We start from the raw sequence: 13185 nt of genomic DNA, 5'->3' as shown, positions 1-13185 counted from the left end.
CCACCAGCGGACCGACCGCCCTCAGCTGGTCGGCACCGCCCCGTCGGCCTTCGCCTCGGCGTACTGGTCGCGCAGGTCGCGGTTCTTCTCGGACCGGTACCAGTCCTGCCGCGCCCCGGTCTCGACGGGCTGCATGCCCACGACGACCTTGCCGCGGGAGTGCATCTCGGCCAGGTCCTCGTAGGCGTCGACGATGTACTCGAACGGGTAGAAGCCCGAGATCAGGATCTGCACCCGGCGGTCCTCGACGGCCTTCGCCAGGAACAGGATGAGCTCCTTCGCCTCCGGGTCGGAGGCCGGGGCGCGCAGGAAGCGGAGTTCCGCGTCCCGTCGGGCCTCGGACGAGACGAACCGTTCCTCGGCGACGCCCAGGCGGAGCGCGAGCTCGTGCGCGGCTTCGTCGCCGTGGTTGTCGATGAAGGCGGTGACGGGCCGACCCGCCGCGATCTCGGTGATCCGGGCCTCCTCGCCGTCCCCGTACGCGACCGGCAGGATGCCGATCTGCCGCAGGTAGTCGTGGTTCCGCGGGCTGCCGAGGCCGATCACGGTCGCGCCGGCGTCGCGGGCGAGCTGGCACTGGATGTGGCCGACGCCACCGGCGGCGGCGCTGATGACGACGGTGTCGCCGGGGCCCAGGCGGAGCTTCCGGACCACGTCCACGGCGGTGCAGCCGGCCAGGTACAGGCCGCCGGCGACCTCCCACCCGACGTGCGTCGGCTTCGTGACGACGGCTTCGCGGGGCACCACGACCCAGGTCGCATGCGAGCCGCCCTCGGGTGCGTGACCCATGACCTCGTCACCGACGCGCAGGTCCTTCACGCCGGCACCCCGGGCGCGGACGATGCCCGCCAGGTCGACGCCCTGGCGTGCCGGGAACTCGACCTGGATGTGGTCCTGCAACTTGCCCTCGCGGAGGAACCGCTCGATGTGGTTCAGGCCGGCGGAGATGACCTCGACGACCACCTCGCCGGGGCCGGGTGTGGGTCGCTCCTGTGGCACGACCTCGACCACGTCGAAGTCGCCGTACCGCTCGTACTGGACTGCGCTACCGGTTCGCATGTCACCCTCCTCGGGATGTCGTGCGTCCGTCCTACTCGCCTCGGCCGCGGGTCTGTCCGCGGATGTGGGGTACTCGCAGGGAGCGGACCGGATCCTGAAGACCCGTCGGGACGTGCCGGCACCCGCTGCGGCGGGGACGGACGGGAGGCACGGTGCGGGGCCGCCACGTGCCTCCCGTCCGCCCCGTGGTGCGTCGGGACCCGCAGGTCAGGCCGGTCAGGCCGGGCCGAACGCCGCCGCGATCCGGGCGGCGGCCTCCGCGTCGAGGTGCAGCGCCTGCTCGTCGGCGTCCGGCCGGGGCAGCCGGACGGGCGTCGACCAGAGCGAGCCGTCGGCGGCCAGGTCCACGACGAGCGCGCCGGTGCCGACGAGCGCGGTCTCCTGGTCGTACGCTCCGGCGACGTCGTTGTCGTTCGCGACCCCCGGGGCCACCAGGACCGGCACGCCCGCGATCGACCCGGCGAAGTGGTGGTGGTAGTGCCCGCCGAGGACGACCCGGACGTCGGTGCCCCGCAGCACGTCGGCGAGGTCCTCGGGGTTCCGGAGCTTCAGGGCGTCGTGCAGCGCGGTCGGTGCCGGCAGCGGCGGGTGGTGCAGGACGACCACGGACCCGTGCTCGGACGGTTCGGCGAGCGCGGCGCGCAGGTGCTCGAGCGCCGGCTCGCTGAGTTCGCCGTACCCGGCTCCGGGGACGCTGGTGTCGACGGTGACGATCCGCCGGCCCGCGACGAGCGACTGGCCGCGCACCGGGACGGACGGGTCGTGGTGCTCCATGGTGTGCACGAGGGGCTGCCCGCCCTCGCCGAGGACGTGCCCGTCCACCAGGACCTGCCGGAAGCCGGCGCGCTGGTCGTGGTTGCCGGGCACGGTGACGAACGCGGCTCCGTGCCGCTCGGCCCAGTCGCCGACCGTCCTCCGGACCGTCTCGTACGACTCGGGCGAGCCGTCCTCGGACACGTCGCCGGAGATCACGACGAGTCCGGTGCCGGGCACGGTGTCGAGGTGCTCGAGCAGCGCGTGGAGGGCCGCCGTCGTGTCGACCGTGCCCTGGTGCAGGGCGCCGTCGCCGGTCAGGTGCGTGTCCGACAGGTGCAGGATGCGGAGGGTTCCGGGTGCGGGGGTCTGCATGTCGCACACCGTAGCCGGGGCGGGCATCCGCGGGCTGTCGGCGGGGTTACCGTTGTCCGGTGATCGACCTCCGCTCCGACACCGTGACCCGTCCCACCCCGGCGATGCGCCGCGCGATGGCGGACGCCGAGGTCGGGGACGACGTCTTCGGCGAGGACCCGGAGACCACCCGGCTCGAGCAGGAGGTCGCGGAGCTCCTCGGGCACCAGGCCGGCCTGTTCACGCCGTCCGGCTCGATGGCGAACCAGCTCGGGCTGCGACTGCTCGTCGGCCCGGGCGAGGAACTGCTCGCCGACGTGCAGGCCCACGTCGTCCGCGCCGAGCTCGGGGCGGCCGCGGTGTTCTCCGGCATCACGACCCGCACCTGGGCGTCCGAGCGGGGTCGCCTGGTCGCCTGGTCCGTGCAGGAGATCGCCGAGCCGAACGCCGGCGCCTACTCGGTGTCGACCACGGCGATCGCGGTCGAGAACACGCACAACTTCGGCGGCGGCACGGTCCAACCACCCGACCAGGTCCGGGCGGTACAGGACTTCGCCCGCGAGCACGGCATCGGGCTGCACCTGGACGGCGCCCGGCTGTGGAACGCGCACGTCGCGTCGGGCACCCCGTTCCGGGAGCTCGCCGGCGGCTTCGACACGGTGTCCGTCTGCCTGTCGAAGGGCCTCGGTGCCCCGGTCGGGTCGGTGCTCGTCAGCACGGCCGAACGGATCGCGGCCGCACGGATCTGGCGGAAGCGGTACGGCGGCGGCATGCGGCAGACCGGCATCCTGGCCGCCGGTGCCCGGTACGCCCTGCGTTCGCACGTCGACCGACTGGCCGAGGACCACGCGAACGCCCGGCTGATCGCGGCGGCGCTCGACGTCGACCCCGCGACGGTGGACACGAACATCGTCTTCGTCGAGGTGGCCGACCCGGCGGCGTTCGTCACGGCTGCCGCAGCGGGTGGTGTCCGGGTGATGCAGCTCGGGCGGACCACCGTGCGGCTCGTGACGCACCTCGACGTCTCGGCCGCGGACGCCGAGCAGGCGGCCCGGGTGCTCGCGACGATCCCGCGGTGAACGCGACCGGCTGACGGACCGCGGGCACGCTGCACGACGCGAGCCGCGCCTCCTGGCCGTCAGACGGCCTGGGTAGGGTCGGCTCGTCGGAAGGGGTCCACCGTGGCCGGAGCAGACATCAGCGTCCGCGACTTCGTCATGCGCTTCGGCGACCGGAACGTCGTCGACGGACTGACGTTCGACATCGCCCCCGGTGAGACGTTCGGCCTGCTCGGCAGCAACGGCTCCGGCAAGACCACGACGATCCGCGCGCTCCTCGGGATCACCGCGCCGACCGCCGGCACCCTGACGATCGACGGCGAACCGTACCGACCCGCGACCGGCGGCATCGGGTACCTGCCGGAGGAGCGCGGGCTGTACCGCAAGGAGACGGTCATCGACGTGATGACGTACTTCGCGGCCCTGCGCGGGACACCCCGGGGGCCGGCCACCCGGTGGTCGACGGAGTACCTGGAGCGGGTCGGCCTGGCGGACAAGGCGAAGGTGCGCATCGACCGGCTCTCGGGCGGGCAGCAGCAGAAGGTGCAGCTCGGCATCACGATCATGGACCGGCCGCGCCTGCTGATCCTCGACGAACCGACGAAGGGCCTGGACCCGGTGAACCGCCGGCTGCTCCTGGACCTGGTCGACGAGCGGAAGGCCGACGGCGCCACCGTCGTCCTGGTCACCCACCACATGGACGAGGTCGAACGGCTCTGCGACCGGATCCTGCTCCTCAAGGACGGGGTGGCCGCCGCGTACGGCTCGATCCCCGAGGTGCAGGACGCCTTCGGTGGGGCCGTCGCCAAGGTCTCGCTGAGCGGGTCGGTCCCCCGCTCCGACCGCTACCGGCTCGCCCGCCACGAGGGCCACGTCGCCTACCTGGTGCCGACCGCGGCGGCAGCCTCCGACGGGTCGGACGTCCTGGCCGAGCTCGTGGCCGCCGGGGTCCGCGTCACCGGCTTCGAGATGCGGCGGATCCCCCTCGACGAGATCTTCGTGCAGCTGTACGGGCACGACGCCGGCGCGGATGCCGGTGCCGCGGCCGCGGCGGCCGGAGCCGCACGGTGAGCCGCCTGGGCACCGTCGTCCGGTTCGAGTTCGTCCGCGCGGTGAAGAAGCCCGCGTTCTGGATCGGCACCCTCGCCCTGCCGCTCGTCGTCATCGTCGTGTCGCTGCTCGTCGGGGTCGGTCAGGCCGCCGGCACGGACTCGGCGATCTCGAGCGGGTCGGCCGCCCGGACGCCGTTCCACTACGTCGACCACTCCGGGCTGGTGTCCGAGCAGGTCGCGGCGAGGTGGGGCGGCTCCCCCTCCACCGACCCGGCGGCGGACCGGGCAGCCGTCCGCGCCGGACACCTCGACGCGTTCGTCACGTTCCCCGCGAGGCCGTCCACCACCCCCGTGACCGTGCTCGGTGCGGACCGCGGACTGTTCGCCAACACGGGGTACTCGGCCCTGGCGGAACGGGTGCTCGAGCAGAGCGTCGCCGCGCAGGTCGACGACGCCGAGGCCGTGCACATCCTCCGGTCGCCGCCGGACGCGACGGTCACCACCTACGCCGACGGCCGTGTCGCCCCGGGCTGGCTGTCGATCGTGCCGCCGCTGCTGTACGTCGCCGCGTTCTTCGGGCTCGTGATCCTGCTCGCCGCCCGGATGGTCACCGTCGTGGTCGAGGAGAAGGAGAACCGCATCTCCGAGATGATCCTGACCACGGTCACCGCCGGCACCCTGATCCGCGGCAAGGTCATCGCCATGCTGCTGGTCGGACTCGTGCAGGTCGGCGTGTTCCTGGTGCCCGGGCTGCTGTCGCTCACCGTGGTGCTGCCGCTGGTCGCCGGACGGGTCGGGGCCGTCGCTCTGGACCCGTGGCGGATGGTCGCGGGCGCACTGCTGCTCGTCGGCGGGGTGCTGCTGGCGTCGGCGCTGTTCGTGGCGGTCGGTGCCTCGGTGCCGACGATCAAGGACGCCTCGACGCTGCAGTCGGCGGCGCTGTTCGCGGTGATCATCCCGCTCTACGCCGCCTTCTTCGTGATGACGACGCCCTCGTCACCGATCGCCGCGTTCTTCACGTACTTCCCGACGTTCACGCCGGTCACCGCGATGGTGCGGAACGCGGTGGGGTCCCTGTCGGTCGTCGAGACGGTCGCGTGCATCGTCGAGGTGTTCGTGGTCGCGGGCGTGTTGCTCTGGTTCGCGGAGTTCCTGTTCCGGCACTCGGTCGCACAGTACGGGTCGAAGGTCAGCCTGAAGCAGATCGCCGGGTGGCGACGGTCGAGGGCGTTGCCGCGGTCACGCTGAACCGCGGTCTCAGCCGACGGTGACCGGCGCGGCGGAGGGCTTCCGCCCCTGCACCATCCAGACGAAGAAGCCCGCCAGGGTGAAGCCGCCGTAGACGACGTACATCAGCCCCGAGGCGTAGTACCCGGCCGAGAACAGCAGCGGCACACCGACCAGGTCGACCGCGACCCAGATGAGCCAGAACTCGACCCAGCCCTTCGCCATGCCGTAGGTGGCGAGGAGTGATCCGACGAAGATCCAGGCGTCGCTCCACACCGGCTCGTAGGAGCCGAGCGCGCGGAACACCGGCGTGAGGACGGCGGTTCCGCCGACGAGGGCGACGACGAGCAGCGCACGCGCCCGCCAGGAGGCCCACCTCGGCTCGAGCACGGTGGTCGCCTCGTCCGCGCGGTGCGTCCAGCGGTACCAGCCGTAGACGCTGACCAGGATGAACATGACCTGCCGTCCGGCCTGCCCGAGGAGGTTGACGGGGTTCGGGGTGTCGAAGAGGGCACCCATGAAGACCGTGAAGAGGAGCGCGTTGCCCGCGATGCCGACCGGCCAGGCCCACACCTTGCGGCGCATCCCGCCCAGGGCGCTGAGCAGCCCGAAGACGTTGCCGATCACCTCACGCCAGAGCACCGTCTGGTCGCCGATGACGAGCTGCGCGTCGAACAACCACCGCACGATGCCCATGTGACCTCCTCGATCCGGTCGATGCAACTGCACAGACCTGGCGCGCATTCCGCCGATCACCGCCGAACGGTCGGGGGACAGACTGGTCCACTATCCGGAGGACGAGAATCACCCCTGTTCTGGGGGTCGCAGGGGGCCCGACGGCGCTTGTCCTCCATTTGGGGGACTTGTACGCTCGGACCAACAAGCGAGTCCAGCCCGCCCGAGCAGCGTCCGACGCCAGCGTCACCACGCCGACGTCACGACGCCTCGGAGCCCGGCGACCGCTCCTCTCCCGCACCGCGCGGTTGCGGCCCCGCCTCCCACGGGGCCGTCCACGCCGTCGTGCGCGAGCACACCCGAGTGCCGACGACGGCCACACCGCGCCCGTCAGGGGCGCAGAACGGAACCACCCATGCACAAGATCGTCTCCGGAGCAATCGCGGGCGCAGCAGGCGTCGCCCTCCTCCTCGGCGGGGCCGGCTCCTTCGCCCTGTGGAACGCGAGCGCCAGCAGTGCGGCATCGGCCGTGAGCGCGGGCACGCTGACCCTCACCGCGAACAACGACGGCGCGTGGACCGACATCACGAACGGCCGCTCCGCCACGATCAACCCGGCATCCGTGCTCATGGTCCCCGGCAACACGTACCAGTTCACCCAGACCCTCACCGTCGGCGCCACCGGCCAGGACCTCAAGGCCAACCTGACCTACGCGCAGCAGAGCATCACCGGCGACCAGGCACTCGTCGCCGCGACGACGAAGACCCTCGCGGTCACCTCGACCAGCGCCTCGGTCGTCCCCGCCAGCGGCACCGCCAACACCTTCGTGGTGTCCCCGTCGACCGCGACCTCGACCGTCAAGGTCGTCTTCACGATCGCCCTGCCGTCCTCGGCGACCACCGGGCAGGGCGGCACCGTCAACGTCGGCGCGCTCGCCTTCACCCTGACGCAGACCGCCATCGGGTCCTGACCCGTCGGTGACCGACCGCGTGCGACGGGCTGCCGATCCGCCCGTCGCACGCGTCTGCCCACCCGGGCACCCGCACCTGCCCCCGCACCGCCAGCACCACCGCACCGCCCGAGGAGGACGAGCATGAGCGCCACCACGACGGCCTCGGGGCGCCACCGCGCACCCCGACGGAACCGCTGGGTGTGGCCCGCCGTGCTCGCCCTCGTCGTGGCCGTCGTCACCGCACTGCTCGGCACCAGCAGCACCTACGCGCTCTGGAACCAGGCGGCGAGCACCTCCGCCTCGACCGTCCGCTCGGGCACCGCGACCCTCACGGTGAGCCAGCTGACGATGGACGCCACACCCCTGGCACCCGGAGCCGCCAGCACCGGGACCTTCACCGTCACCAACACCGGCACCGTCCCGCTGAGCACTCGGGTCGTCACGGCGTCCGCGCGCGTCACCGGCACCAGCACCGCCAGCACGACCGTGCTCGGCGAGGTCACCCTGCGCTACTCGGTCGTCACGTCGACCAGTGCCTGCCGCGCCGGCACCGCCGGGACCTCCGGCCGCGTCGCCACGTACGACTCGGGCACCGACGCCGGCAGCGTCCCGGCCGGCGGTCGACGGATCGGCTGCGTGGAGATGGACCTGGACACCGACGCACCCCAGAGCCTGGCCGGAGCCGGGGTGTCCGTGACCCTCACGGTGACCGGGACGCAGGTGACCTCGTGACCGCGCGCCTCCGCCTGCTCCTCACCGTCCTGCTGGTCGCGGCCTTCGTCGGCGGCGGTTCGTCCGCCGCCTGGGCGCTCTGGACGGCCTCCGCATCGACGACCACCAGCGTCGCGGTCGGCCGCATCGCGGTCACGCTCGGCGGCACCGACGCGCTGACCACCGCGTTCTCGTCGACCACCACGACCGCGACCACACCGGTGACCGTCACGAACACCGGCACGATCGCCGGGACCGCGAGCACCACGGTGTCCGTCCTGGCCGGCGGGTCGACCGCCCTCGCCCGCGCCGTCGACGTCCGCGCCTGGCCGGTCGGCTCGACGGGCGCCTGCACGGCGAGCACCGCGGTCGCGTCCGGCGCGGTCGTCGGCACCTGGGCCTCCCTGCCGAGCCTGACGTCCAAGCTCAGCGCCGGTGGCAGCACCGTCTGGTGCATCCGGTCGACCCCCGGCACGGCGGCCCCCGCCGCCTCGCGGGTCGACGTCGCCCTCGACGCGACCCTGACGAACGCCAGCTGGACGACGGGCGCCGTCCGCGGGACGTTCTCGCTGACGACGGCCGCGGCGGCTCCCGCCCTGGTCTGCACCGACCACAGCGGCAACTACGTCGACGTCGCCTGGGACGCCGCCGGGCGGTCGATGGACACCTGGTACGGCGCGTTCGTCCGTGGCGTCCAGATCGGCGACCGCCAGCAGTCCTACTTCGGTCGCGTCACGATCGCGCCGAACCAGATCCCGGCGTCGGTCGCGACGAGCGGCACGGTCACGGTCGACGTCTTCGTCCTCGACTCGGCCGGCAACCGCACGACGACCAACGCGGGGACCGGCACGATCACGCTGTTCACGCAGAACAACGGCCCCGCCGTCCGGTGCGGATCGTGAGCGCCCACCTGGCCGGGCGCGGGACGGGAGGCCCGGACCGCCGCCGCCCCTCGGCCCCCGTCCCACAGGAGCGCACCCGCCGCACCGGCGCGCGGGCCGCGCGAGTCCAGCGCGTCCGGCGTTCCGGCGGACCGGTCGCCCCGCGGAGCGCCCTGGTCTCGGTGCTCCGCGCCGTCGGCTTCGGGCTGAGCACCGGTCTGGTGCTGCTCGTCGCCGCACTCGCCGTCGTCCTCATCGTCGTGCCGAAGGCCACCGGCTCGATGCCGCTGACCGTCCTCACCCAGTCGATGGAGCCGACGCTGCCGCCGGGCACGCTCGTCGTCGTCCGGCCGGTCGCCACGGACCAGATCGAGGTCGGCGACGTCGTCACGTACCAGATCACCTCCGGCCAGGCGGCCGTGGTCACGCACCGGGTCATCGCCGTGAGCTCGTCGTCCGACGGCGGCCGGACGTTCACCACCAAGGGCGACAACAACGCCGTGGCCGACAGCCGACCGGTCCTCCCGGCACAGATCCGCGGCACCGTCTGGTACAGCCTGCCGGCGCTCGGCACGGTCGACCAGTTCGTGAACGGCTCCCGTTCGTGGCTGATCCCGTCGGCGGCCGTCCTGCTGCTCGGCTACGCGGCCGTGATGATCACCGTGGGCAGCGTGTCCACCGTCCGCCGCCGCCGGGCCGCCCGCGCAGCACCGGCGGGCAGCCGCCGTGCCGCGGGTCGGCACCGGTAGCGGGCGCCGGCAGACGTCCCGCGGGGTGGACGGCAGACGTCCACCGGCGGTCTAGGCTCTGGCGGGTGACGGACGGTCGGACCGACGGGGTGCAGCGTGCACGGACGCTGCTCGAGGACGCGGCGACGCGGCTCGCAGCGGCCGGCGCCCGTGACGAAGCACTCGGCGAGTACGTCGAACCGAAGGCGGTGCTCGGCATCCGGCGGGACCCGATGATCCGCTCCCTCGGACGGGTCTGGCGGATCGGCGCGCTGCTGCTCGGGTCCTCCCCCGAGACCGCGGGCCAGGTCTGGGCGACGGGGTCGATCACGCGCGTGACCGAGGCCGGACGCTCCCAGTTCGTCTCCGTCTCCGCCGAGGTCCGCCGGGCCTACCGTGCGGCGGCGGCGAAGGGGCACTTCGCACCCGGGGACACCGTGAACCACAGCGCGACGCCGATCCCGCTCGACGCCTCGCTCGTCGGCGCGGACACGGCACTGTTCGTTCGCGACGACGAACCCCGCGTCCGGTGGTCCGCGACCGCAGGCACCGACGTCCCGCTGGCGGACTACCTCGCCGACCGCGTCGGGCTGCTCGTCGACCCACCACCCGGTGCAACGGACTAGCGGCACGAGCCGCCGGCAGCGTCGCCGCGTACCGTCTCCGGAGTGACCGACCCCGCCCCCGCAGCCGTGCGACGGCGCCTCCTGCTGCCCGGCCAGTACGGCCCGGCGTTCGACGACGGCGGCCCGGTGCTCGTCGTCGAGGCCCGCGAGTTCTTCACCGCACGCCCGGTGCACCGGACGAAGGCGCACCTCTGGCTCAGCGCCCTCCGCCACCGCGTCCGCGCCCTGGGCGAACGCGCCGAGCACGTCCGGGTCGAGCACCTGCGGGACGCCCTGGTCGGACAGGACGACCTGGAGGTCGTCGACCCACCGTCCCGGGTGCAGCGCGCCCAGGTCCGGCACTGGGGACACGGCACCACCATCCTGCCGAGCCGCGGGTTCGTCACCGGCGAGGACGAGTTCGCCCGCTGGGCCGCCGAGCGCGGCGGACGCTTCCTGATGGAAGCGCACTACGAGCGCGTCCGGCGCCGTGAGGGCTGGCTGATGGCGAACGACGCCCCGCTCGGCGGCGCGTTCAGCCTCGACGCCCAGAACCGGCAGCCTCCACCCCGCGGCGCGACGACCCTCGGGTTGCCCGCCCCCTGGTGGCCGACCGAGGACGACGTCGACGACGAGGTCCGCGCCGACCTCGACCGGTGGGAGCGCGACGGCCTGGTGCAGTTCGTCGGGCGGGACGACCGACGACGCTTCGCGGTGACGCCCGACGAGGCCCAGGCGGCACTCGACGACTTCGTCGCGGTCCGGCTCGGTGACTTCGGGCCGTACGAGGACGCCGTGCTGACGAACGACTGGACCATGGCGCACTCGCTGCTCAGCGTGCCGCTCAACCTCGGTGTGCTCGACCCCCGGCAGGCGATCGACGCGGCGCTGGCGGCCCACGCCTCGGGAGCGGCACCGCTCGCCAGCGTCGAGGGGTTCGTCCGGCAGGTCGCCGGGTGGCGGGACTACGTCTGGCACCTCTACTGGTGGCTCGGCGACGACTACGGGTCCGACGTCGAAGCACTCGGGGCGCGGTCGGCGGCCCAGGCGGCACCGCCCCGGACGCGACCGCCTGCCGGAGCCGGGCCCGCCTACCCGGCGGGGCCGAGCCTCCCGGCCTGGTGGCGGGACCTGGACGCGACGGAGGTCGACGCCGTCTGCCTGTCCGTCGCCCTCGACGGCGTCCGCGACCACGGGTGGCTGCACCACATCCAGCGGCTCATGGTCCTCGGCAACTGGGCGCTGCAGCGGGGGTACGACCCGCTCGAACTGACCGAGTGGTTCACCGACGTGTTCGTCGACGGCACCGACTGGGTGATGCCCGCCAACGTCATCGGGATGTCGCAGCACGCCGACGGCGGGGTCGTCGCGACGAAGCCCTACGCGGCCGGCGGGCGGTACATCGACCGGATGACCGACCACTGCGGCGGCTGCCGGTTCAACCCGACCACGCGCCTGGGCGAGGACGCCTGCCCGTTCACCGCCGGGTACTGGGCGTTCCTCGAACGGGCCGAACCGGCGCTCCGGCGGAACCCGCGGATGCGACGGCCGCTGCAGCAGATGCGGGCGATGCCGGACCTGGCGGCCGTCGTCGCGCAGGAGGCGGCACGCGGGAGACCGTGACACCGGCCGGTAGGGTCGGAGCGTGGCTCAGATCAACGACGACCCCACCGACCGCTACGACCTCCGCGAGTTCCGCCCGCAGACCGACGACCAGGGGTTGCCGGACGCCACCACCCGCGCCTGGATGGACGCCGTCGCCCTCGGGTTCCACGAGCCTCCCGAGGCGGACGAGGGCGCGGCCCGGATGGTGTCGCACTTCATCGCCGACCAGGAGACCTTCCTCGGCGTCTACGTCCAGCGGCCCGCTCCCGGTTCCGTCGACGAGACCTGGCCCGCCGGCACGTTCACGTGGTTCCCGAAGGACCTCAGCTGGGGCGACGGTTCCGCCGTCCGGACCCAGGCGGTGTCCGCCGTGACCGTCCGACCGACCGACCGTCGCCGCGGGATCCTCCGCCGGATGATGACGCACGCGCTCGGACGCGGCGTCGCCGACGGCTACGCGATCGCCTCGCTCACCGCCTCGGAGGGCACCATCTACCGCCGCTTCGGCTTCGGCTGCGCGATCCGCGAGCGTGCCGTGCACGTCCGCCGCGACCGGGCACTGCCGTTCCTGGCGCCGACCACCGGCACGGTCGTCATGGTCACCACGCAGTGGCTGGCGGACGGCGTCGGCCAGGAGGTCTTCGCCCGCTTCCACGCCCGCACCCCCGGCTCGATGGTCCGCAACACCGGCACCTGGCCGATCGTGTTCGGCGAGTTCGGTCTCGACGGGCAGAAGGCGAAGGACGTCCGCGCCGCGGTGCACCGTCCCGACGGGTCCGACGAGGTCGACGGCTACGTCACCTGGCGGGTCGTCGAGGGCAAGACCGGCGAGGACACCCGCGTCGAGATCGTCGACCTGGTGTACACGACCGACGCCGCCTACCTGTCGCTGTGGGAGTTCCTGCTCTCCATCGACCTCAACGACGTCGTCGTCTACAAGCGCTCCCGCCTCGACGACCCGATCGTCGCCGCGCTGGCGGACGCCCGCGCCTACGACGTCGACCACGAGGAGGACCACGTCTGGCTACGCGTCCTCGACGTCGCCGCCGTGCTCGAGTCCCGCCCGTACGCGGCCGACGGCTCGCTCACGATCGCGGTCACCGACGCGCTCGGCCACGCGTCCGGCACGTACCGGCTCGACGTCCGGGAGGCCCGGGGCACCGTCACCCGGCTGGCACCCGACGCGGACGTGGCCGGCTCCGACGTCGCACTCGACGTGGCCGACCTCGGGGCGCTGCTGATCGGGTCGGTCTCGCCGGTGACGCTCGCGGCCGCCGGGCTGCTGCGTGCGGCGGACCCGGCCGTGCCGGTGCTCCTCCGCGCGATGCTCACCCCGCCCCGGACCCCGCACGGCATCACGTACTTCTGACGCGGGCGGCGCCGCGCGCGGCCGCCCGCGGCCGCCCGGCGTCGTCTGGCGTCGTCTGGCGTGGCACAACAGGAACCGGCCCGAACCACGGGATGCAGTGGTTCGGGCCGGTTCCTGTCGTGCGGGTCCGGCCGGCACCGCAGGCGGGCGGGCCGG

13 protein-coding genes are annotated in these 13185 nt (G+C 73.4%); 10 read left to right on the top strand and 3 right to left on the bottom strand.

Annotated features, from left to right (window positions below; translation table 11 throughout):
• Window positions 1-21: 21 nt before the first annotated feature.
• Together JOD51_RS04585 and JOD51_RS04580 are read right to left on the bottom strand one after the other, a co-directional pair.
• The gene (locus tag JOD51_RS04585) at window positions 22-1059 is read right to left on the bottom strand and encodes an NADP-dependent oxidoreductase (protein WP_204607228.1); all 1038 of its coding nucleotides are present in this window, start codon (window positions 1057-1059) and stop codon (window positions 22-24) included.
• Between the two features lie 216 nt (window positions 1060-1275).
• Window positions 1276-2187: a metallophosphoesterase gene (locus JOD51_RS04580; protein WP_204607227.1), complete on the bottom strand. Its 912-nt coding sequence runs from the start codon at window positions 2185-2187 to the stop codon at window positions 1276-1278.
• 59 nt (window positions 2188-2246) lie between these two features.
• Here JOD51_RS04580 and JOD51_RS04575 point away from each other — a divergent pair, with 59 nt between their 5' ends.
• From JOD51_RS04575 to JOD51_RS04565, 3 genes are all read left to right on the top strand, one after another.
• Complete coding sequence (locus JOD51_RS04575; protein WP_259558784.1) at window positions 2247-3245, top strand: threonine aldolase family protein; 999 nt, start codon at window positions 2247-2249, stop codon at window positions 3243-3245.
• A 102-nt stretch (window positions 3246-3347) separates the two neighbouring features.
• Window positions 3348-4295 (top strand): ABC transporter ATP-binding protein, encoded by a 948-nt coding sequence (locus JOD51_RS04570; RefSeq protein ID WP_259558781.1) that lies wholly within the window; start codon window positions 3348-3350, stop codon window positions 4293-4295.
• Entirely contained in the window at window positions 4292-5524 is a 1233-nt protein-coding gene (locus JOD51_RS04565) for an ABC transporter permease (protein ID WP_204607226.1), read from the top strand. Before JOD51_RS04570 ends, JOD51_RS04565 begins: the two co-directional genes overlap by 4 nt.
• Window positions 5525-5533: 9 nt before the next feature.
• Here the strand turns inward: JOD51_RS04565 and pnuC are convergent, their stop codons facing one another.
• Window positions 5534-6199: a nicotinamide riboside transporter PnuC gene (pnuC, locus tag JOD51_RS04560; RefSeq protein ID WP_204607225.1), complete on the bottom strand. Its 666-nt coding sequence runs from the start codon at window positions 6197-6199 to the stop codon at window positions 5534-5536.
• 394 nt (window positions 6200-6593) lie between these two features.
• Between pnuC and JOD51_RS04555 the strand changes: the two genes are divergently transcribed.
• The 7 genes from JOD51_RS04555 (at window position 6594) to JOD51_RS04525 (ending at window position 13029) form a co-directional block, all read left to right on the top strand.
• A complete protein-coding gene (locus JOD51_RS04555) occupies window positions 6594-7148 on the top strand; it encodes an alternate-type signal peptide domain-containing protein (RefSeq protein ID WP_204607224.1) in 555 nt (184 codons plus the stop codon).
• 123 nt (window positions 7149-7271) lie between these two features.
• Window positions 7272-7862 (top strand): hypothetical protein, encoded by a 591-nt coding sequence (locus JOD51_RS04550; protein ID WP_204607223.1) that lies wholly within the window; start codon window positions 7272-7274, stop codon window positions 7860-7862.
• Entirely contained in the window at window positions 7859-8743 is an 885-nt protein-coding gene (locus tag JOD51_RS04545; protein WP_204607222.1) for a hypothetical protein, read from the top strand. The genes JOD51_RS04550 and JOD51_RS04545 overlap by 4 nt, the downstream gene beginning before the upstream one ends.
• The gene (locus JOD51_RS04540; RefSeq protein WP_259558761.1) at window positions 8740-9471 is read left to right on the top strand and encodes a signal peptidase I; all 732 of its coding nucleotides are present in this window, start codon (window positions 8740-8742) and stop codon (window positions 9469-9471) included. The genes JOD51_RS04545 and JOD51_RS04540 overlap by 4 nt, the downstream gene beginning before the upstream one ends.
• Before the next feature lie 65 nt (window positions 9472-9536).
• The gene (locus JOD51_RS04535) at window positions 9537-10076 is read left to right on the top strand and encodes a hypothetical protein (RefSeq protein WP_204607221.1); all 540 of its coding nucleotides are present in this window, start codon (window positions 9537-9539) and stop codon (window positions 10074-10076) included.
• Between the two features lie 42 nt (window positions 10077-10118).
• Complete coding sequence (locus tag JOD51_RS04530; protein WP_259558759.1) at window positions 10119-11678, top strand: cryptochrome/photolyase family protein; 1560 nt, start codon at window positions 10119-10121, stop codon at window positions 11676-11678.
• Window positions 11679-11700: 22 nt separating this feature from the next.
• Window positions 11701-13029, top strand: a complete 1329-nt coding sequence (locus JOD51_RS04525; protein WP_204607220.1) for a GNAT family N-acetyltransferase — start codon at window positions 11701-11703, stop codon at window positions 13027-13029.
• Window positions 13030-13185: the final 156 nt, after the last annotated feature.

It is taken from the genome of Curtobacterium herbarum, from assembly GCF_016907335.1.
GTDB lineage: Bacteria > Actinomycetota > Actinomycetes > Actinomycetales > Microbacteriaceae > Curtobacterium > Curtobacterium herbarum.
The sequence above is the reverse complement of the archived record's forward strand: the minus strand, read 5'-3'. Positions and strand labels throughout refer to the sequence as shown.